Raw genomic sequence first — 21,408 nt, 5'->3', positions numbered from 1 at the left:
CAAGCCTATTGGAACCTGCCTTCGAGGGGTGATACAAGGCTTCTCCAGAAGGCAGGAGTCGCCATGTCAGACGAAGGTATCCGCGAATATCATGCCCCGGCCGGCGGCTGGGGCGCGCTCAGGGCGGTGGCGCGAACGCTGCGCAGCCAGATGGATATCGTGGCCGGCTCGCAAACCCTGATGCGCAATAACCAGCCGCATGGCTTTGACTGCCCCGGCTGTGCCTGGCCCGACCCCAAACACACCTCGGCGTTTGAATTCTGCGAAAACGGCGCCAAGGCCGTCACCTGGGAGGCCACCCGCAAACGCGCCACGCCGGAGGTCTTAAGCCAGCACAGTGTGCGCGAGTTGCTCACCTGGCATGACCACGATATCGAGGACCTGGGCCGGCTCACCCACCCGATGGTCTATAATCCGGCCACCGACCGCTATGTCGAAATCGCCTGGGCGGACGCCTTCCAGCGTATCGCCACGGCCCTGAACGCCCTGCCCGATCCGAACATGGCGGAGTTCTACACCTCCGGCCGCGCCTCCAACGAAGCAGCATTCCTATTCCAGCTTTTCGTGCGCGCCTTCGGCACCAACAACTTCCCCGACTGCTCGAACATGTGCCATGAGGCGACCAGCGTCGGGCTGGCTGAGGTGATCGGGCTCGGCAAAGCCTCGATAACGCTCGAAGACTTCGATCATGCCGACGCCATCTTCTCCATCGGCCATAATCCCGGCACCAATCATCCGCGCATGATGACCACCTTGCGTGAGGTATCCAGGCGCGGCGCGCCGATCGTGGTGTTCAACCCGCTGAAGGAGCGCGCCCTTGAGCGCTTTGCCTCGCCGCAATCGCCTGTGGAGATGGCGACCCTGACCGCGACGCCGATCGCCAGCGACTACCTGCAACTGAAGGTCGGCGGCGATATCGCGGCGCTGAAAGGCGTCATGAAGGCTGTCATCGCGCTCGATGATGCTGACCTGGCCGCCGGCGGCGACGGCGTTCTTGACCGCGCCTTCCTGGCCGAACATACACAGGGCATCGCGCCACTGATCAACGATCTGCGCGCCTGTCTGTGGGAAGAGATCGAGGCCGCGTCCGGCCTGACGCGCATCCAGCTCGAACAGGCCGGCCAGATTTACGCAACGGCCAAATCCGTCATCGTCTGTTACGGCATGGGCGTCACCCAGCACAGCCAGGGTACCGCCGCCGTGCAGCAGATTTCCAACCTGCTGTTGCTGCGCGGCAATTATGGCCGCCCCGGCGCCGGCATCTGTCCCTTGCGCGGCCATTCCAATGTGCAGGGCGACCGCACGGTCGGCATCGATGAAAAGGCGCCCGCCCCTCTGCGCGAAGGCATCAAACGGGTTTATGGCTTTGATCCGCCGGTGGCGCATGGTCATGATGCCGTGGCGGCGATGGAAGCCATGGCGGAGGGCCGTTCCAAGGTCATGGTCTGCCTCGGCGGCAATCTGGCGGTCGCCATGTCGGACCCGGCGCGCAGCTTCGCGGCAGTGCGCGGTCTCGATCTGGCGGTACATGTCGCCACCAAGCTCAACCGCTCGCACCTCCTGCTGGCGAAGGAGAACATCCTCCTGCCCTGCCTAGGCCGCACCGAACTGGACATGCAGGCGTCCGGCCCGCAGTCGGTGACGGTCGAGGACACCATGTCGATGGTCCACGCCTCGACTGGCAAGCTGCCACCGCCTTCGGAACAGGTCCGTTCGGAACCGTGGATCGTGGCCAGCCTGGCGCGCGCGGTCCTCGGCGACCGTTTCGCTATCCCCTGGGAAGCCTATGCCGATGACTATGGCCTGATCCGCGACGCCATCGCCCAGGTGCTGCCGGCCTTCCATGACTATAATGAACGCATCCGCACGCCGGGCGGTTTCCGGCTGCCGGTCGGGCCTTCTGAGCGCATATGGAAAACCCCGTCCGGCAAGGCTGAGTTTCGCGTGTTCGCCGGTCTGCATACCGAGGCGGCCGATCCCGATCCGGAGGTGCTGACCCTGACCACCCTGCGCAGCCACGACCAGTACAACACCACCATCTACGGCCTGGATGACCGTTATCGCGGCGTTTTCGGCCGCCGCGATGTCATCTTCATGAACCCGGATGACCTGGCGGCGCGCGGCCTCGTCACCGGCGATGTGGTGGATGTATCCTCGGCGGTGTCCGATGCCATCCTGGCCGGCTATTCGGTGGTCAGCTACAATATCCCGCGCGGCTGTGCCGCCGCCTACTATCCCGAAGCCAATGTGCTGATCCCGCTGTCGCGCCACGACAAGACCAGCGGCACCCCCTCCTACAAGTCCGTGCCGGTGCGGATATCGCGCAGTCCGGCCGCCGCCTGATGGCATCCATTCCGGCGCCTTTTTCCTCCGTAAGCCATATCGTCTGGGCCGATACAGCCCGTGCCGGTACGCGCCAAGTCGCCGAGGAAGTGCCGGTGGCCCTGGTCTATGATGCCTCAACCGAGGCCGTCATGATGGCGACGCCGGCCGATCTGGAGGATTTTGCCTATGGGTTCAGCCTCACTGAGGGCCTGATCTCGCAGCCGGAAGATATCCGGCGTCTGGATATCGTGCCTGGCCCTAACGGCATAGAAGCCCGGATGTGGCTGACGCCGGAACGCGGCCAGTTAATGACCGCCCGCCGACGCAGCCGCACCGGCCCCACGGGTTGCGGCCTGTGCGGCCTGGACAGCCTGGAAGAGGTTTTGCGGTTACGCGTGCCGATCGGGCCTTCCGCCCTGAAAATGACGGCGTCCGATATCCTGAATGCCGTGACAAGCCTTGAAACCCGGCAACCACTCGGCGAACAGACACGGGCCGTCCATGCTGCCGGCTTCTGGTCGCCGGGCGAAGGACTGGTCGCGGTGCGGGAAGATGTCGGCCGGCACAATGCGCTCGACAAGCTGGCCGGCGCCCTGGCTCGCACGGGCGTCACGGGAGAAACCGGCGCGATCGTCCTGACCAGCCGCGTCTCGCTCGAGATGGTGCAAAAGGCCGCGGTGATCGGCGCGCCGGTCCTGATCGCCATCTCGGCCCCCACGGCCCTGGCCCTGCGCACGGCCGAAGCCGCCGGCCTGACCGTGATCGCCGTCGCCCGTCACAATGGCTTCGAGGTCTTTACCCATCCGGAGCGCATCGTGCTGACAGAGTCCTCAACGCTATAAGGTCGCCAACGCCCGCATTGTCAGCTTCAGGCCATTTCATTTGCCCGGCGGGCAAAAAAACATCCGCGCCTCCGGAATTTCAATTTCGCTTCAGTTTCGTTTGCTAAGCATAAACCTGCGTTATCGGCCTTAGGCCACCCCCATGCCAACCTCCCATGCCAGCCTCCCATGAAAGGCTTATCCAATGATCAGACTGACGAGTTTAGCATTTGCAGTCTTATGCGGCTTTTATGGCAATGCCTCGCTGGCGCAGTCATCCGGCCTGAAGCTCACCGATGCGTTGAAGATCGGCGGCGATGGCGGCTGGGACTACATAAGCTTTGATCCCGGCAGGCAGACCCTTTACTTGGCCCATGGCAGCTTTATCTCGGCTGTCGACCTGAAAACCGGCCTGGCCTCGCCGCACCTGGCCGATGCCAAGGGCGCCCATATCGCCCTGCCGGTTCATGGGGGGCTTGACCTGCTGATCACGCAGGGCAAGGCCGACAGCGTCACCATCAATGACGCCGCAACCGGCGCCGTGAAAGCCGAAATCAGGACAGACGCCAAACCGGATGCCGCAATTGTCGAACCCGTCACCGGCCTGGCTTTTGTCATGGCCAATAAAGGTGGCGCGCTGGACGCTATCGACCTTACGACATCAACCCTGGCCGGCCGTGTCGATGTCGGCGGCGCGGCCGAATCGGGAGCGGTCGATGGACAGGGGCTCGTCTTCACTCATCTGGAAGACAGGAATGCGTTCGTAACGGTGGATGCCCGGACTCTGAAGATCGTGGCCACTCACCCTCTGGATGACTGTGAAGAACCTTCGGGCATGGCATTTGTACCAAACGGCCGGCTGATCCTCTCGGCGTGCCAGAATGGCATCGCCCGTGTCTCCAATGCGGATACCGGCGCCGAAGTGGCAACTCTGCCAGTCGGCGCGGGTCCAGATGCCGCGCTCTACGACGCCCGTACGAATCAAGGCTATATTCCCTCCCGTGACGGCAAGTTGACGGTTATCAGCTTTGCAGGCGTCCCGCATGTCATCGACACGGTGACGACCGGATCAGGCGCGCGCACAGCCACACTCGATACCGCCACCGGCCGTATCTTCCTGCCAACCGCAGAGTTCGGTCCTGAAGACCCCAAGACCGGCAAACCGAACATCCTGCCCGGCACTTTCAAGGTGCTTGTGGTCAGCAGGTAAGCCTGGACAGGAAAGGAAACAGTGGCATTGCTCCGGTCTCGCGCACCTTATCTCAAAATCACGCTGCTCGGCACAATGACCATGCTTGCGGCCTGCGCCCGCTATGCACCGGCGCCGCTGACCGTGACTGATCTCGGCAAACCCACGGTCCAGGCGGCTGACTTGCCGGGCGACGCCGACGCTCATGCCCTGCTGCACATAGCCCTGGCTCATGATCCGGCCGTGGCCGCCGCCCGCGCCACCCTGACCGCGGCCCTTTCATCCCAAAAGGCCGCACGCAACCTGCCACCACTGTCGCTCACCCTGACCACTGAATATTCAAGGGATTCCGATCCGCAAAAACCTTGGCTATATGGCGGCGCCGTCGGCATTCCGCTCGATGTCGGCTCAAAGCGTGCCACAAGAGTGACCGGCGCTGACCTGGCTGTGATCAGGGCACGCTATGCACTGGCCGAGGCCGTGTGGGGCGTCCGGCAAAACCTTCATCAGACCCTGAACGATCTTAGCCTGGCACAACAAGATATCGACCTGAATCAAACCCTGCTCGATCAGCGCCTGAGCTATCAGTCGGTCATGCAAGCGCGGGTCACGCACGGTGAAGATGCGCAAGGCCTGGCAGCCCAGGCTGCACTTGATGTTTCCGCTGCGCGTCAAGGTCTGGCACAGGCTGAAACCCGCAAAATTCAGGCCATCGCGGCGCTGGCCCGCGCCCTTTCTACCGATCCGGCCACCGCGGCCAACCTGCCGGTCCGGGCGGATGATCCTGATGCCCCGACCGGGGCGCAACTGGCCAGCATGACCGACCGGGCCCTCTACTGCCGCGCCGATGTCCTTACCGCCGTGGTCGATTACGACATCGCCGAAAACGACCTGCGCACGGCGATCGCCGCCCAGTACGCCGACATCAACATTCAGCCCGGCTATACCTGGGAGCGCGGCGCGGTAAAGCTGCCGCTGTCGCTCAGCCTGACCCTGCCGCCGCTGGACGGCAACCGCGCCGCCATAACCGCCGCGCAGAACACACGCCTGGCCGCCGGCAAGACGCTCGAAGACCGCGTCAGGACCACCCGCGCCACCGTCCTCCAGGCCGCCACCACCTATGCGACGGATGTCACCACCGCCCGGACGATCGCAGATCACGACCTGCCCTTGTCGCGTGACATGGCCGATCGTGCCGGTCGCCTGGCCACCGCCGGCGAGACCGACCAGTCCGAGGCCCTTCTGGCCCGCATTAACGCCACTCAGGCGGCGCTTAACCTCCTGCAAGCCCGACGCACGGCCGCCACCGACCGCCTGACGCTCGAAGACGCGCTCCATCAGTCGTTCGACGCCGCCGACACCCAAATCCTGACCGATGCCGTAAAGGTACAACCGTGAAATTACCCTCTGCTGCCACCCTGATCCTGATGCTCGCCGCCACCTGTGCCCGATTGAACGCTCACGCACAGGACAAGCCCCTCCAGCTTGACGCCAGGACCCAGGCCCGCCTGCAGCTCCGCATTGCGCCCCTTACAGCCGCCCACAGTTCCGATCAGGTCAGCGCCTTCGCTACTGTCGTCGACCCCACCCCGCTCCTGACCCTGCTGAGCGATCTGGCGACGGCGCAGTCCGCCTATACTGCCTCACAGGCCGAAGCCGCCCGCAGCCAGGCCCTGGCCAGGGATGCCAGCCTTTCCGCCAAGGCTTCTGAGGCCGCCACTGCCCAGGCGCGCAGCGACCAGGCCAGGGTCAGGTTGCTCAAACAGCGCCTCGGCCTGGAATGGGGCGCCTATTTCACAACCCTTTCCGATAACGGCCTGCGTCAGCTCGGCAGCGACCTGGCGGCCGCGCGCTGCGCCCTGGTGCGTGTTGATACGCCCGCCGGACAGGGCCTGAAGGGCGCGAAAACCGTCTCGCTCGATCTCGGCGCCCTCGGTTTCGCCGATGCCCGCGTGCTCGGCGTCGCGCGCACGGCCGATGCCCGCCTGCAATCCCCCGGTCTGATGACCCTCGTCAGCGGCGAGAACGCGGCCTATCTCAGTATTGGCCTGAGCCTGAAAGCATCGCTTTACAGCGGCGGCGGGACCAGCGGCCTGCTGATCCCGAATGCGGCCCTGCTGCGCCAGGGCGGTCACGTCTATGCCTTTATCAAGACCAATGCCCAAACCTTCGATCGCCGGATCGTGACGCCGACCCGCGTCACACCGGAAGGACTGATTGTCACATCCGGTTTCACAAGCGGTGAAAAGGTTGTGGTTCAGGGGGCTTCGGCCCTTCTGACTGCTGCCACCTCCGTCCCGGCCGACGAAGAGTAGTACCATGCTGAGCGCCCTCGTCCGCCTGAGCCTGAACCATGCGCGCCTGGTCGCGCTCGCCGCCTGTATCCTGCTGATCGCCGGCGGTTTTACCCTCACCCGCGCCAATTATGATGTCTTTCCCGATTTCGTACCGGCCCAGGCCGAGGTCCAGACCGAAGCGCCGGGCCTTTCGGCCGACCAGGTTGAGCAGCTTGTCACCCGTCCGGTCGAGCAGACCATAAATGGCGCCGCCGGCGTACAGAGTGTGCGCTCGGAGTCCATACAAGGGCTCAGCCTGGTGAAAGTCACCTTTCGGGAAGGTGCCGAGCCCTATCGCGCCCGCCAGATCGTCGCCGAAGCCCTGACCGAGGCCGCCGCCAGCCTGCCCGCCGGGGTCGGACCGCCCAAGGTGTCGCCCCTGACCTCCTCCACCATGGACCTGCTCAAGGTCGGGTTCACCAGCGAAAAGCTGGACCCACAAGCTTTGCGTGATTTCGTGCAGTGGCAGTTGCGCCCGCGGCTGATGGCCGTCCCCGGTGTCGCCCGCGCCACGATTTACGGCGGCAGCGTCCGCCGCATCGAGGTCCGCGTCAATCCGGAAGCGCTGGCGGCGCGCAATCTCAGCCTCGATGATGTCCTCAAGGCCACCCAGACCTCGACAGCCCTGAGTGGCGGCGGCTTTATCGACACCTCCGAACAGCGCATCCTGGTAGAGCCCAGGGCGCAGGCGGCCGGTGTCGCGGATATCGCCGCCACGCCTTTGGCGCCGGCCGCCACGCCCAATGGCGCTCCAGGTGCGATTGTCCATATCGGTGACGTCGCCGAGGTGGTTGAAGCGCCGGCCCCCGATTTCGGCGACGCGGTCATCATGGGCCAGCCGGGCGTTTTGATCTCGTTGTCGAGCCAGTACGGCGCCAATACCCTGAAAGTCACCCGCGATGTCGAAGCGGCCCTGGCCGAGATGGCGCCCGCGCTGAAATCACAGGGCATCGTCATGTCCGCCAACCTGCACCGTCCGGCCAACTTCATCGAAACGGCGCTGAAGGGTATCATGGACGACCTGCTGATCGGCGCCGTACTGATCGCCATCATCCTCTTCCTGTTCATGCGCAACCTGAAGACCGTGCTGATTTCGTTCGTCAGCATTCCCCTGTCGCTGCTGGCCACGGTCATGGTGATGGACCGGATGGGCCTGAGCATCAACACCATGACGCTCGGCGGTCTCGCCGTGGCGCTGGGTGTGGTGGTCGATGATGCGGTCATCGATGTCGAAAACATCGTCCACCGCCTGCGTGAACGCCCCGCAGACGTCAGCGCGGCCGAAATCATCCTGCGCGCCTCTCTGGAAGTGCGCTCGCCCGTGATCTATGCCACGCTCGTTGTGGCCCTGATCCTGGTGCCGGTGCTGATGATGCACGGCCTGCAGGGCGCCTTTTTCGCGCCGCTGGCCCTGGCCTTCATCCTTTCCACCCTGATCTCGCTGGCCGTGGCCATTATCGTCACGCCCGCGCTCAGCCTGATCTTCCTGCAAAAGACGCATCTGCCCGATGAGCCTCGCCTGCTGATCGGTCTGAAAAACTGGCACGCCGGCCTGCTGGCCCGCATCTGTGATCGCCCCAATGGACTGTTCCTTATCTCCGGTGTGGTGAGCCTACTCGCCGTTATCGGCCTGTTCTTCTTTTCCGGCGAACTGCTGCCCTCGTTCAAGGAAGGCCATTTCGTGCTCGGCGTCAGCGCGCAGCCGGGCACTTCGCTTTCCGTCATGCGCCGTTATGGCGAATCCATTTCGCAGGATCTGCTGGCCATCGATGGCATCGCCTCGGTCGAGCAGCAGATTGGCCGTTCCGAAGGCGGTGAAGACACCTGGGGCCCGGAAAAGAGCGAGTTTCACGTCGAGTTGAAACCGAACCTTTCCGGTGGCAAACAGGATAAGGTCGAGGCCGCCATACACAAGGTGCTCGACGGCTATCCCGGCCTGCAGACCGAAGTCCTGACCTTCCTGGGCGACCGCATCGGCGAATCTCTCACCGGCGAAACCGCCGCCCTGGCCGTCAACATCTATGGTGGCGATCCCGATACCCTGGCCGCCACCGCTGAACAGATATCGGCCGAGCTTTCCAAGCTGAAAGATGCCGGCGATGTCAAGGTCCAGACGCCGCCCTCGACGCCCAGCGTCCGTATCGATATCGACCGCGCCGCCGCGGCCCGGCATGGCCTGACGCCGGTCGACATCCTGAGCGCGGTGCAGAGCGCCTATGAAGGCGTGACGGCCGCCCAGATCTACCGCAATGACCGCTCGCTCGATGTCGCCGTCACCCTGCCCAACGAACTGCGTCAGAGCCCGGAAGCGGTCAGCGAGCTTCTGGTACGCGGCACGGATGGCTCCATGGCCCGGCTGGGCGATATCGCCAGGGTGACGCTGGCTGAAAGCCGCACCCTCATCTCGCACAATGGCGGGCGCCTGTTGGAAACCGTCACTGCAAACCCTGATCCCGACGCCGTGGCGCGCGTCACGAAAGAGGCCCAGACCGCCATCAGCACCCACGTCAGACTGCCCGCCGGCGTCTATCTCGAATATGTCAGCGTGGCCGATGATGCCAACAGGGCGCGCAACGAACTGCTGCTCAATACCGGCCTGGCGATGGTCGGCATCATCGCGCTCCTGACCCTGGCCTTCGGCAGCGGCCGCGCGGTCGGGCTGATCGTCGCCTCGGCGCCCTTCGCCCTGGTCGGCGGCGTGATCGCCGTGGCCCTGACAGGCGCCAGCCTGTCACTCGGTTCCCTGGTCGGCTTTGTCACCCTGATCGGCGTGGCGGCGCGCAATGCCATCCTGCTGCTGGCCCATACCCGGCAACTGGCCGATGAGGGGCACGAATGGACGCCGGCCACCGTGATCCGCGCCACGCAGGAACGGGTCACGCCGATCCTGATGACGGCGCTTGTCACGGCGCTCGGTCTGCTGCCGCTGGCCTTCGGCACCGGCCAGGCCGGCCGGGAGATCCAGGGACCGATGGCCCTTGTCATCCTCGGCGGCCTGATCACCTCCACCCTGATGAGTCTGGTGGTCCTACCCGCCATGATCTGGCGGTTTCTCCCTCAAAAGAAATAAGACACCGCGTTTATCTGATGGCGGCAACCGCCGCCTGATCGCATACAGACGCGCGCCCAATGATACGGCAGCGATTGACCACCCGTCCCTCCCCGTCATGGACCTCGACCCGCCAGCGATTTTCGCTGGTACGTTCCAGCGTCATGAAGCCGAACCCATCGATCCATGAGCTGAACTGGTCGATAACCGCGCCCGGCACCGGTCCAATACCCGCAGGCACCTGTACGGGCAGCGGCACTATGTCTTCCTGCGTACCGGAAAATCCGGCCACGAACTGTGACGGGAAATGGTCCCTGTAACTGACCTGTTCCCACAGATGCACATGCCCGGCCAGCAGGACATCAACCCCTTCAGGCATCAGGTAGGGATTGCGAGTGCCGAAGGTCGAGGCCAGCGCCTTGTTGCCCGCGAAAAGGGCATGGGTCTTTTCATCGGCAGAGACCGCCAGGAACGGATAGTGATCCACAGCAAAGGTGAAGCGCGCCTTTTTCGTCATGGCCGCGAGGCGGTCATAGGTATCGGTGAAGGCCGCGAACCGGGGATCATCCTGGGGAATGGCCGCACCACCGGCGTGCGACAGGTCCATTACGGCAATCTGCGCGCCGCCGCCGAAATCGACTGCGTAGGGCGCACTGTAGTCGCCCGTGACGTCAAACGCGGGGTCATTGCAGTCGCGGTGCAGTTCCAGCGGACGGGGGTCAAGAAAGCGCCACCAGCCCTGCCCGGCGCGCGAACAGCTCTCGTGATTGCCCCGCGCCAGGATCAGGGGTGCAGAGCGTAGAATCGGCGCGCCCGGCGTGAAAAAGTCGGCCTTCCACGCATCCCAGCCATAGCCCCAGGGCGAGCCGGCACATCCCGCCTGATCATCCGGGCACGGATTTTCACGGTACTCATAGTCGCCGACATGTATGACGGCATCCGGATGCCAGGCGGCCACCTGACGGGCGATCCGCGCGAAAGGGAAAGCCGCCGGATCGTTGCACGCCTGCCAGGCATTATCGGCCGCCTTGAGGCGACAGCCCGTGTCACCGATGACCACCAGGCGATCCAGCCGCGACTTGCGCACCGGCAGGCGGTGCCCCTCGATCAAGGCCGAGCGCGTCTCCGCCGGCAAGGGCGCCTCGCACACGCGGACATCAAAAACAGAGGGTTTGGAGAATTCGGGCCTGGATTGGGTCGGGCGCTGCGGCTCCGTGGCCGGCAGGGCGCGGGCCTGCATCTGTCGCTTGCGGCCGTTTATCACAATATCCGGACAGCGGGGCGCCTGAGTAATCAGCCGCGCTTCGGCCGTTCGCCCCTCGCCGAGCACGACATAGGCCGCATCCTCTGCATGAACCGCACACATGCCCCCCTGCCATAATCCGATTGCCAGCAGACCAAACAGGATCTTCAGCATTTTCATACCCACCACCCTTAAACCCGAAAAGCGGGACAGCCTTTTGGGCTGCCCCGCGAAGAAGAGGAACGCGAAGACCTAGAACTTGGCCGCCACGGTCAGCATGACGTTTTGCGGCGCCTGGAAATGGTACTGGTCATAGGGCGCGCCGTTGATGTCGATCTTTGTGATCGCCCGGTTGTCGAACAGGTTGTCGACGCCCAGCTTGGTTGTGATACGGCCGAAATCGTAGGAGATGACCAGATTTGTCGTGTCATAGGCCTTGATCTTGTATTCGGCTTCTTCACCGTCTTCCGCCCACTGCTCGCCTACATTCTTATAGGTCAGGGCCAGCTTCAGAGGGCCTTTCCTGTAGATGCCGCCGAAGCCGAGCGTGGACTTAGGCGCCTGGCCGATGGTCAGCCCGCTGTCATTATCCTTGGCCGAATTGACCGAGCCATTGAGGAAGGCGGTCAGGCCGAAATCGAAGGCGTAAGCGATCTGGCCTTCGGCACCCTTGTACTGCACACCGCCCTGATTGGTGCAGTAGTTATTGTTGCAGGTGAATTTGTTCTTGAAATCGATCTGATAGATATCGGCATCGACCGAGATACGGCTGCCGTTATAGACCGTTCCCAACTGATAATTGGTCGAGGTTTGCGGCTTCGGATCGCTGTTGGCGAGGTCGTTGACATACAGCGCCTTCAGCGGCGGAATCAGGAAGCCCGTCGCATACTGCCCGTAGACCGACCAGTTTTTCTCAAGCTTGTAGTTCACCGTCAGGAATTGCAGGGTCTTTTTGAAGGTTGCCGTTTCCGGCGTGGCCGCATAGGTCAGGCTGGGCTTGGACTTCGATTTGCCGGCATTGTTGCGCTCGAAATCGACAGACTTCAGGCCGGGGGTGATGGTCAGCCTGTCGGTGGGGGTCCATACGAAATCGGCGAACAACTGATATTGCGTCCACCAGGAGCGCTCGTCGTACTGCACGGAGCGGTTATCCGGATTGCATTTGACAGGGGTCGCGGAGGCGGCCGTCTCGATAGTCACGCAGGGCTTTTCACGGTAATCCGGCGTCGAAGTGTCATACGGGTCGTTCTGATTGATCGCGTAATCATAGCGATGGCGCAGCGTGTCGGAGGTCTCGACGAGGCCGCCCATTTTCAGAATGCCGAAGCCCATATCCTTGTTCACGCGCAGAATATCGCCATGAACATCGTAATAGTTGAACTTGTCATAGCCGCTCAGCGCCGTCGGATTGCCATTGGCGATGGTCGGCTTTGCCGTCGACGTCAGGGGATCGACGCCGGCCGCATAGCCATAGGTGCCGGGCGCCGTGCCGCCGGTCGTATCCAGGGCCGATAGCGTCTTATTGGAATAGAAGTAGGTATAGGCGGTATTTTCGAGGGTCCAGCCATTGCCCAGATCACCGTTCAGGCGGACATAGCCGAAATTGGTATGCTTGAGGATGCGGTTATACTTGTAATAAGTCGGGCTCGACGGGTCATTGCTCATCGAGAAGTCTTTGCCGTACATCGCCACCTGAGCCAGTGTCGCGCCGTCATTATCCGGCGAGTAGCTGAAGTTCATATTGTGGGTGAACAGGAACGTCATGTTCCAGTTGTCACTGATCGGCAGTTCGGCCTTGATTTCCTGATTGTCGCTTTTCAGGCGGAAATAGCTGAGCGCGCCATCGGTGCTGCGCTCCTGAAGATTGACGAACAGCTTGAGGCCATGGAGGCTTTTGATCCGGCCGGTCTGCAATACCGAGAGCACCTGCCACGAATTGAAGCTGCCCAGGCTGACCTTTTGCGTAAAGCCGAAATTGTCGGAAACCTTGTTCGAGAACATGTGGATCGCGCCGCCGAAATTGGCCTGGCCGAGATCTCCGGCGGCACCGGGTCCACGATCGACGACAAGCGCGCCTATGGTCGAATTCGGAAAGAAGGTATTCGAGTGGTGGGAGGGATCATTGGTGTCGCCATAGGCAATGCCGTCATAGGTCACGTTATATTCCGCGTCCTGAAAGCCGCGCAGCACCAGCTTGGCGTCGCCATAACCGGCGCCATTGCCCTGGGTGCCCGAAACGCTGGGCGCAATCAGCGCCACATTGGTGAAATCGCCGGTTTCCGGCACGACGAGATCGATATAGGGGCGTGAAATGATCGACTGCGGCTGCGTGGCATCGACACTGGCCTTAGTCGGCGCCGTCGCCGCGGCCTTCGAGCCTTCCGCCTTGATGATGATGGTCTTGATCGTATTGTCGCTGACGTCAGGCTGATCCGTGATCAGGCCCGCGTCCTGCGCCATGGCCGCGCCGGCCATCAGGCCCGCGATGAGGGTGGAGGAAGCCAGCAGGCCGTAACGGCCTGCGCGGCGCTTGGTGGTGATCATTTTTCATGCCCCTTATGTGATCGTCTGTGTGATCGTCATGTTCAGCCGGCGCACCGAAGTCGCGGCCTGATCCGGGCTGATGTTACTTCATCATGACAGTTTGACCGAGATTGGATGACGCATTTGCGACATGACGCATCTGGCTTGAGGCCATTAAATTTTGCGGCATTTCCGCCGCTTTCTCTTTCATTTTCGTTTCAGTTTGACATGTTAGGCCCATATCCGCCGATGAAGGCTATGGGGTTCATGATGCGCGTCCTGCTGGTTGAAGATGACGAACTGCTGGGCATGGCGCTCAAGGCCGGCCTGGAGCAGGCCGGTTACACCCCCGAATGGGTCACGGACGGCGAAACCGCGCTTGAAGCCCTGCGGACCAGTCCCTTCTCGGTGGTCGCGCTTGATCTGAACCTGCCGCATATGTCGGGCATAGATGTGCTCAGGACGGTACGGCAAACCTCAAACCTGCCCATTGTGATTATGACCGCCCGCGATGCCCTGGACCAGCGGATCGAGGGGCTCGACCTGGGCGCCGATGATTATCTGGTCAAACCCTTCAAGCTGGTCGAACTGATGGCGCGCTTCCGCGCCGTCGTACGCCGCACCCAGGGCCTGGCGCAGTCCGTCATCATGCACCGCGACATCGAACTGGACCTCGGCGCCCGGACTGTCCGCAAAGGGGGGAAATGGCTGAAACTGACCGCGCGCGAATATCAGATCCTCGCCCTGCTCATGACCCGTATCGGCCGCATTATGAGCAAGTCCGAAATCGAAGAACAGGTCTATAGCTGGGAAGGCGACGTGGAAAGCAATACGATCGAGGCGGCCATCTATACCATCCGTAAGAAACTGGGCCGCGAACTGATCCGCAATGTCCGCGGTGTCGGCTATGTCATTGCAGATTAGGGCGGATTAGGATTGTGTCGTCACTGATCAACCGCCTGCGCAGACCCTCCATAACCCGCCGCCTTCTGATCGGCGCGGGCCTGCCGCTCATCGGCCTGCTCATCGCCATCGGCACGGTGGGTTACAACAGTGCGCGTTTTGAAATAGACGAGGTCTATGACGCGCAACTGGTCACCGCGGCCAATTTCCTGCGCTATTACAGCACAGACATGCGCACGCCGCAGCATACGGGCATAGAGCCCGATGTACCCAATCTCACCCCCAGTTCACGCCTCGGACTGGCGGAATATACCCGCTGGCGGCGCTTCCGCGTCTGGCGTGGCGGACATCTTATCCTCGCCTCGGAAAATGGCCTGACGACGGATGCGCCCCTGCCCCCAGGCTATCACAATATCCGCGATGCCGGCGGCACCTGGCGTTTCTTCACACTCAGCGTGCCGGAAGCGCAGGTTGTGATCGAGGCCGGAGAAAATATCAAGGCGCGCCAGGAGCTGATCAACAGCATCTTCTGGGGTCTTATCCTGCCCATGACCCTGGCCCTGCCGCTCATTGCCCTGGTTATCTGGCGGGGCATAGTCTGGGGGCTGAAAGACCTGCGCGGCTTCGCGGCGTCAGTGCGCGAACGTTCGGCCGAAAACCTCACCCCCATCGACACCCAGGCCGCACCTTCGGAATTGCAGACGCTCGCCACCTCGATCAACGGGCTGCTTCAGACGATTGCCAGCTCCCTCGAGCAGGAGCGCCTGTTCACCGACAACGCGGCCCATGAATTGCGCACCCCCCTGGCCGCCGTCAAAACCCAGACCGAGGTGGTAGCGGGCGCCCGCACCGCACGCGAACGGGCGGCGGCGCTCGCCGAGCTCCAGAAGGGCGTCGATCGGGCGGCACGCCTGATGGACCAGCTTCTGACCCTGGCAAGACTGCGTCATACGGCCTGGCTGGCCAGCGAACTGAATATGCGGGCGTCGGTGGAGCAAGCCGTCCGTGACGTCTATCTTGAGGCGGAGACGCGCGGCACAGGCTTTAATATTTACGGAGATGCCAGCCTGGCCATCCGCGCCAATCCCGTCCTGTTCGGCATCATCATGCGCAACCTGCTGGATAACGCCATCAAATACGCCCCCGAAGGCAGCGATATCGATATCCATCTGCGCCCCGGCGCGCTGGAATTGCGTGATCGTGGCCCCGGCATTCCGGAGGCAGAACGTGATAAGGTGTTTCTGCGTTTTTATCGGCTGAAAGGCACGCGGGCGCCTGGCAGCGGCCTGGGCCTGGCCATCGTCCGCATCGCGGCCGGCCAGCTCGGATGCGACGTGGAACTGTTCACCCCGCCCGACGGCAGCGGCCTGGGCGTCCGGCTGGAATTTCGCGCCTTATCCGGCAGCATGTCAGTTACCCAGGGCTTCGTGCCCCCATAACCTTTACCCCTTGCCGGTATATGTGTGACAGCCCCCTTGACGGGCGACCGGTTTCGTTGATACCGCTAACATATTGCGCCGTCAGATGCGCCTTGTTGCAAGAGGAAATGCCATGAAACCGACCGCCCCTCATGCGGTGCGCTGGCTTATGTCGGCCGCGCCCTTCGCCCTTACTGCCGCGCTCACCGCAACCATTCTGGTCGCCGCACCGGCCACCGCCGCACCGCAAACGCCCGCGGCGTGCCAGGACGCCCCCTGCCCCTTCACCGATGCCACCTTGCCTCCCGAAACGCGCGCCCATGACCTGATCGGCCGCATGACGCTGGATGAAAAGGCGCAGCAACTGGGCCATATCGCACCGGCCATTCCACGCCTGAACGTGCCCGAATACAACTGGTGGAACGAAGGACTGCATGGCGTGGCGCGGGCGGGCATCGCCACCGTCTTCCCCCAGGCTATCGGCATGGCGGCCTCGTGGGATCCCGACCTGATGCACACGGTCGGCACCACGGTTTCGACCGAGTTTCGCGCCAAATATGCCGAACGTGTTCATGCGAACGGCGGCACCGACTTTTATCGCGGCCTGACCGTCTGGTCGCCCAATATCAACATTTTCCGCGATCCGCGCTGGGGCCGCGGCCAGGAAACCTACGGCGAAGACCCGTTCCTGACCGGCCGCATGGGCGTCGCCTATATCACCGGCCTGCAGGGCGACGATCCGGCCCATCCACGTGTGATCGCCACCGCCAAGCACTTCGCCGTTCACAGCGGCCCCGAGGAAGGCCGTCACCAGCAGGACATGAAGCCGTCCGCGCACGACCTCGAAGACACCTACCTGCCGGCCTTCCGCGCTGCGGTGACTGAAGGCCAGGTGCAATCGGTGATGTGCGCCTACAATGCCCTCTACGATGTGCCGGCCTGCGCCAGCACCGAACTGATGCAGGAACACCTGCGCGACGACTGGGGCTTCAAGGGCTATGTCGTTTCCGATTGCGGCGCGGCCGCCAATATCTACCGCCAGGACAGCCTGCACTATACCAAGACCGCACCCGAAGCCGTGGCCATTGCCTTCAAGGCCGGCATGGACCTGATCTGCGGCGACTACCGCAACAACATGACGACCGAACCGGATAACATTGTCGCCGCTGTCAAGTCGGGCCTGTTATCTCAGGATGTTGTCGACCGGGCGCTGGAACGCCTGTTCGAGGCTCGTTACCGCCTGGGCCTGATGGACCCGATCTCGGCCTCGCCCTATGCCAGCATCACGCCGACCGATTACAACACGCCGGAACACCGCGCCACGGCCTTGAAGATCGCCCAGGAATCGATCGTCCTGCTCAAGAACGACAACAAGCTGCTGCCGTTTAACGACGCCGTAAAAACCATCGCGGTGATCGGGCCAAATGCCGACAGCTACGACACGCTTGTCGGCAACTATTACGGCCGCCCGACCGCGCCGGTGACCGTGCTCGACGGCCTCCGCGCCCGCTTCCCCAATGCGAAGATCATCTATGCCGAAGGCACCGGACTGATCGGCCAGGCCCAGCCGCCGGTGCCGGATGACGCCCTGTGCCTGGATGCCAAATGCACGAAACAGGGCCTGAAGGCCGAATGGTTCACCACGCATGAGCCTTCGGGCACCCCCGCATCGACCCACACGGTGGCCAATGCCACGGCAAGCTGGAGCGCGGTCGACAAGGACAGTTCGGCGCGCTTCACCGGCTATATCAAGGCGCCGCAGGACGGCGAATACAGCTTCCGTTACGCCAGCGAGAATGGCTACCGCATCTGGATCGGCGACAAGCTGATCGTCGATGAATGGGGCGTGGGCGATGCGCCGTCGATCGCTTCCGGCAAGATAACGCTAAAAGCCGGCACCATCTATCCGATCAGGGTCGAAGCTTTCCAGCGCGACGCCACTGGCAACCAGCGCCTGGTATGGAGCACACCGGCCAATAATGGCGATGACGCCGTGGCCGCCGCCAAACAGGCCGACGCCGTGGTCTTTGTCGGCGGCCTGTCGGCGCGCATCGAGGGTGAGGAAATGAAGGTCGAGGCGGCGGGTTTCGCCGGCGGCGACCGCACCAGCCTGGACTTGCCCGCGCCGCAGCAAAAACTGCTGGAACGCGTCTCGGTCACCGGCAAGCCGGTCGTCCTGGTGCTTATGAACGGTAGCGCGCTCGGCATCAACTGGGCCAAGGCGAACGTGCCGGCCATCGTCGAAGCCTGGTATCCGGGCGGCGATGGCGGCACGGCCGTGGCCGGCGCCCTGGCCGGTGATTTCAGCCCGGCGGGCCGCCTGCCCGTGACCTTCTATCAATCTGCGGACCAGTTACCCGCCTTCACCGATTATTCGATGACCGGTCGCACCTATCGCTATTTCAAGGACGATGTCCTCTATCCGTTCGGTTACGGCCTGAGCTATACGACCTTCGACTACAGCGACGCTGCGCTCTCCGCACCGGCGATCAAGGCCGGCGACGCGGTAACGGCACAGGTTAAAATCACCAACGGCGGCGGCCGCGACAGCGACGAAGTGGTGCAACTCTATGTCAAAAAGCCTGGTGACAGCGCCAATCCCGTTCTCGCGGGCTTCCAGCGCGTCCACCTGAAGGCAGGGGAAAGCCGCACGGTCAGCCTGGCGCTCGATGCCCGCGCCCTGTCGCAGGTTGATGACAAGGGCAATCGCCATGTCCTCCCCGGCCGTTATGATATCAGCCTGGGCGGCGGCCAGCCGGCCTACGCGAAAACCGTGTCCTTGCCGTTGACCATCACCGGTCAAATCGAGGTGGCACCGTAGGGAAAAGCCGGTTATGGCTTGCTTGGGACAAATACTTCATTTGATGTCTCCGGCATATGATCCGTACAGGCACCCCAGTTCAGGACGCCCGTCAGAATCGTCAAAACACCGTAACGCGGGGTATCACCGCGCGGCCTTCGATCTTCCTTCACTGCGCGCAGAGAGAGCCTGAACAATCTTCAGATTATCCGAAGCGACGGCATAATATTCGCTTTTCAGCGCCAACGCCCTGTTTAACAATTGTTCGGCGTTCGCATAGTCCCCGTGCATGGCGGCAGCGAAACCGGCATTGTTCAGCAGGGCCGCCTGCTCGCTTGCCGTGCCGCCGGCAATGGCCCGGTCATAATCGCCCCCCATGGCCAGGGCCAGGCGCAGATTGGTCCGTGCCTCGGCGAGATCCGGTTTCCTGCGCAGGGCCGCTACGAAATCCGTCACCGCCAGGTCGCGCTGATGCTGCAACAGACGGGAATAGCCGCGGTTATTCAGGACAATCGCCGCGCCGCCCGAAGCCGTCACAGCCCGCTCATAGGCGGCATTGGCCTCGGTCCATTGACCGCGGTCGTCATAGGCGCTGCCGAGCGCGTTCCAGGCCCGCCAGGCTGCGGGATTGGCGGCCACGGCCGCCTGAAGGACAGGAAGGGCCTTGTCCGCATTGCCACTCAGCGAAAGGGCAATGCCCTGTCCTTCCAGGGCGGCATCCTTCGTTTTCGGCGCTTTTTCCGCTGCGGCGAAGGCATCCAATGCCGCCTGAAAATGCCCTTGCGCCAGGTTGAGATTGCCGTCCAGCAGGTTGAGACGCGGATCTTTTACTCCGGCCAGGAAGGCCTGATTGAGATAGCGATCGGCATCGAGCAGACGCTGCTCGTCAATGGCGCGCTGGATATCCGACACCGTTTCCGAACTGAGGGCCGCCTGAGCTTTCAATTCCCGCTTGAAGATGGCCGCGTCGGATGTAGCCGGTACACCAGACGCCAGCAGGAAGGTCAGGCAAATGGCAATCGTCCGCATTCTACCCCCTCCGCACACCGGCCCATTGCGACCAGCCTGCGGCATCGGCGCCCAGTGTCAGGCGGATGCCGGAACAAGTGCCGGCACATTCGATCAGGCGGACGCTGCCCGGCAGGGTCCGGGCCAAGGCGCGGGCCGCCACGACATTGCGCGCCGGATAGGCGATAACGGTCTGTTCGGCGCGCGGCAGTGGTCGCCCCGCTACCGGTGCCACGGACCAGCCGCGGCGGATCAGCGCGACGCGCACCACCTCGGCATTGTCACGCTGCCCGGTGGCGTCGGCGATATCCAGCGGGCGGCCAATCAGGCCCAGCCGCACCGGCGCGGTATCGGTCGCCGCCAGTTGCAGCACAACCGGTTGCGACGATACGGCAACGGCCTGCGAAACCACAGCCAGTTGCGGCAGGTCCGTCTGCGGATCGGCGGCCAGGCCGCGTAGGCTCTGCGAATAGGCCAGATTGCTGCGAACAATGGCGGATGATGGATCGACCGCCTCGGCCTGGGCATAATACCGGGCGCTGAGGTCGAACCGGCCCAGCTTGTCATAGACAACACCAAAGGCATTGAGCACACGCACATCCTGTGCTTTCACAGCTCGGGCGGCCTGAAGCATATCCAGCGCCTTGGCGTAATCGCGGTCATCGATCGCCGCCACGGCGCCGGCATAGTATTGTTCCTCGATATCGATGGCCGTTTCCGCTCCAGCCGTCACCGGACGAATACTGGCCCATCTGTGTTCATGCGGGAACCAACTGCACCCGGCGAGCATAACCATGCTCAGGCATAGAACAAGCGGGATCGCCTTATTGAACTTGCCCATCATTTCACTCCATTCAGTGCCGGCCCCAGGATGCGGATGGCATCGATGATCGGCGGCAGCAGCAGGGCCACGACGATCACCGGCATGAAGCAGCCGACGATCGGCATGGTCAGAAGCACCGGGATGCGCATGGCCTTTTCCTCGGCCTTCATGTAGCGCGTTTCACGCATTTCAGCCGAATAGGTGCGCAGGCTTTGAGCGATGCTGACGCCCAGTGCATCCGACTGGATCAACAGGGCCACGAACGACTTGATGCTGTCGACATGCACCCGGTCGGCCAGGGCGCGCAGGGCGTCGGCGCGGCTGCGGCCGGCATTCAGTTCATTCGACAGGCGGCCGAATTCCTCGGCAATGCGCGGATGCGATTCCGTCACCTCCTGCGCCACGCGCACGAAGGCGGCCTCCAGCCCCAGCCCGGCCTCGACACAGACCACCATCAGGTCGAGCGAGTCCGGGAATTCGTTTTCGAGATCGGTCCGGCGCGCATTGGCGCGGTTGTCGATAAAGGCGCGCGGCACGATCAGGCCGATGCCGCACAAAACCAGCGGGAAGACGATCGCCCCCAGGCCCGAGAGCGGCTTGCCCTGGAGGACAAAGAACCCGATCATCAGCAGAGGCAGGCCGATCGCCAGAGAAAAACGGCAGATCACATACCAGACCGGCGCCGTCGGTTGCTCGAACCCGGCCTGCGACAGGTCGGCGCGCAGTTTGCCGGCGTCCTTGGGGTCATTGAGCGAGGTCGCCGACTGCACCCACAGCAGGAAGCGGTTGCGGATGGTCTGGCTGCGGATAAGCGTCCCCGGCGCCGCGGCGGCGGAGAGGGTGTCGTCCGCACCCATGCGACGATTGATCGACAGGTAGGACTCAAAGGCCCGCCGGGCATAGAGAACGCCCGCAAAGACGCTGAGGAAGGTGACAATCTGCACAATCAGGTCGAAAACCGGCAACATGA

At 63.0% G+C, this 21,408-nt stretch carries 14 protein-coding genes; 9 read left to right on the top strand and 5 right to left on the bottom strand.

The genetic code is table 11. The features are described 5' to 3' along the window. Positions 1-63: 63 nt before the first annotated feature. The 6 genes from BLO49_RS09325 to BLO49_RS09300 all read left to right on the top strand — a co-directional run bounded on the left by BLO49_RS09325 (position 64) and on the right by BLO49_RS09300 (position 9,741). Complete coding sequence (locus tag BLO49_RS09325) at positions 64-2,343, top strand: FdhF/YdeP family oxidoreductase (protein ID WP_090647530.1); 2,280 nt, start codon at positions 64-66, stop codon at positions 2,341-2,343. Beyond that, positions 2,343-3,167, top strand: a complete 825-nt coding sequence (gene fdhD, locus BLO49_RS09320) for a formate dehydrogenase accessory sulfurtransferase FdhD (protein ID WP_090647527.1) — start codon at positions 2,343-2,345, stop codon at positions 3,165-3,167. Before BLO49_RS09325 ends, fdhD begins: the two co-directional genes overlap by 1 nt. Before the next feature lie 184 nt (positions 3,168-3,351). Continuing rightward, on the top strand, positions 3,352-4,356 hold the full coding sequence (locus BLO49_RS09315) for a YncE family protein (RefSeq protein ID WP_090647524.1): 1,005 nt from the start codon (positions 3,352-3,354) through the stop codon (positions 4,354-4,356). Positions 4,357-4,431: 75 nt separating this feature from the next. Then, complete coding sequence (locus BLO49_RS09310; protein ID WP_139159657.1) at positions 4,432-5,733, top strand: TolC family protein; 1,302 nt, start codon at positions 4,432-4,434, stop codon at positions 5,731-5,733. After that, positions 5,730-6,650, top strand: coding sequence for an efflux RND transporter periplasmic adaptor subunit (locus BLO49_RS09305; RefSeq protein WP_090647518.1), 921 nt, complete (start codon positions 5,730-5,732; stop codon positions 6,648-6,650). Before BLO49_RS09310 ends, BLO49_RS09305 begins: the two co-directional genes overlap by 4 nt. Before the next feature lie 4 nt (positions 6,651-6,654). Further along, positions 6,655-9,741: an efflux RND transporter permease subunit gene (locus tag BLO49_RS09300; protein ID WP_090647515.1), complete on the top strand. Its 3,087-nt coding sequence runs from the start codon at positions 6,655-6,657 to the stop codon at positions 9,739-9,741. Between the two features lie 10 nt (positions 9,742-9,751). Here the strand turns inward: BLO49_RS09300 and BLO49_RS09295 are convergent, their stop codons facing one another. Together BLO49_RS09295 and BLO49_RS09290 are read right to left on the bottom strand one after the other, a co-directional pair. Then, entirely contained in the window at positions 9,752-11,143 is a 1,392-nt protein-coding gene (locus tag BLO49_RS09295) for a metallophosphoesterase family protein (protein WP_220083719.1), read from the bottom strand. Positions 11,144-11,215: 72 nt separating this feature from the next. Further along, positions 11,216-13,507 (bottom strand): TonB-dependent receptor, encoded by a 2,292-nt coding sequence (locus BLO49_RS09290; protein WP_090647513.1) that lies wholly within the window; start codon positions 13,505-13,507, stop codon positions 11,216-11,218. Positions 13,508-13,753: 246 nt separating this feature from the next. Here BLO49_RS09290 and BLO49_RS09285 point away from each other — a divergent pair, with 246 nt between their 5' ends. The 3 genes from BLO49_RS09285 (at position 13,754) to BLO49_RS09275 (ending at position 18,628) form a co-directional block, all read left to right on the top strand. Beyond that, positions 13,754-14,410 (top strand): response regulator transcription factor, encoded by a 657-nt coding sequence (locus BLO49_RS09285; protein ID WP_220083718.1) that lies wholly within the window; start codon positions 13,754-13,756, stop codon positions 14,408-14,410. Between the two features lie 14 nt (positions 14,411-14,424). After that, positions 14,425-15,828: an ATP-binding protein gene (locus BLO49_RS09280; RefSeq protein WP_090647510.1), complete on the top strand. Its 1,404-nt coding sequence runs from the start codon at positions 14,425-14,427 to the stop codon at positions 15,826-15,828. A 112-nt stretch (positions 15,829-15,940) separates the two neighbouring features. Continuing rightward, complete coding sequence (locus BLO49_RS09275; RefSeq protein ID WP_245678964.1) at positions 15,941-18,628, top strand: glycoside hydrolase family 3 protein; 2,688 nt, start codon at positions 15,941-15,943, stop codon at positions 18,626-18,628. A 123-nt stretch (positions 18,629-18,751) separates the two neighbouring features. Here BLO49_RS09275 and BLO49_RS09270 read toward each other — a convergent pair whose 3' ends face one another. From BLO49_RS09270 to BLO49_RS09260, 3 genes are read right to left on the bottom strand one after another with little or no spacing between them, the layout of a single operon-like run. Then, entirely contained in the window at positions 18,752-19,636 is an 885-nt protein-coding gene (locus BLO49_RS09270; protein ID WP_170828280.1) for a tetratricopeptide repeat protein, read from the bottom strand. A 1-nt stretch (position 19,637) separates the two neighbouring features. After that, a complete protein-coding gene (locus tag BLO49_RS09265) occupies positions 19,638-20,456 on the bottom strand; it encodes a LytR C-terminal domain-containing protein (RefSeq protein ID WP_090647505.1) in 819 nt (272 codons plus the stop codon). Next, the gene (locus BLO49_RS09260; RefSeq protein WP_090647503.1) at positions 20,456-21,406 is read right to left on the bottom strand and encodes a type II secretion system F family protein; all 951 of its coding nucleotides are present in this window, start codon (positions 21,404-21,406) and stop codon (positions 20,456-20,458) included. The genes BLO49_RS09265 and BLO49_RS09260 overlap by 1 nt, the downstream gene beginning before the upstream one ends. Positions 21,407-21,408: the final 2 nt, after the last annotated feature.

Origin of the sequence: Asticcacaulis taihuensis, from assembly GCF_900100255.1 — a bacterium.
Classification (GTDB): domain Bacteria; phylum Pseudomonadota; class Alphaproteobacteria; order Caulobacterales; family Caulobacteraceae; genus Asticcacaulis; species Asticcacaulis taihuensis.
Note: the sequence above shows the minus strand (reverse complement) of the source record. Positions and strands in the feature narration are given on the sequence as shown.

Coding starts and splice junctions, on each gene's coding strand:
- BLO49_RS09325 (WP_090647530.1), top strand. CDS start 64: ATGTCAGACGAAGGTATCCGCGAATATCATGCCCCGGCCGGCGGCTGG.
- fdhD (WP_090647527.1), top strand. CDS start 2,343: ATGGCATCCATTCCGGCGCCTTTTTCCTCCGTAAGCCATATCGTCTGG.
- BLO49_RS09315 (WP_090647524.1), top strand. CDS start 3,352: ATGATCAGACTGACGAGTTTAGCATTTGCAGTCTTATGCGGCTTTTAT.
- BLO49_RS09310 (WP_139159657.1), top strand. CDS start 4,432: ATGACCATGCTTGCGGCCTGCGCCCGCTATGCACCGGCGCCGCTGACC.
- BLO49_RS09300 (WP_090647515.1), top strand. CDS start 6,655: ATGCTGAGCGCCCTCGTCCGCCTGAGCCTGAACCATGCGCGCCTGGTC.
- BLO49_RS09295 (WP_220083719.1), bottom strand. CDS start 11,143: ATGAAAATGCTGAAGATCCTGTTTGGTCTGCTGGCAATCGGATTATGG.
- BLO49_RS09290 (WP_090647513.1), bottom strand. CDS start 13,507: ATGATCACCACCAAGCGCCGCGCAGGCCGTTACGGCCTGCTGGCTTCC.
- BLO49_RS09285 (WP_220083718.1), top strand. CDS start 13,754: ATGATGCGCGTCCTGCTGGTTGAAGATGACGAACTGCTGGGCATGGCG.
- BLO49_RS09275 (WP_245678964.1), top strand. CDS start 15,941: ATGAAACCGACCGCCCCTCATGCGGTGCGCTGGCTTATGTCGGCCGCG.
- BLO49_RS09270 (WP_170828280.1), bottom strand. CDS start 19,636: ATGCGGACGATTGCCATTTGCCTGACCTTCCTGCTGGCGTCTGGTGTA.
- BLO49_RS09265 (WP_090647505.1), bottom strand. CDS start 20,456: ATGGGCAAGTTCAATAAGGCGATCCCGCTTGTTCTATGCCTGAGCATG.
- BLO49_RS09260 (WP_090647503.1), bottom strand. CDS start 21,406: ATGTTGCCGGTTTTCGACCTGATTGTGCAGATTGTCACCTTCCTCAGC.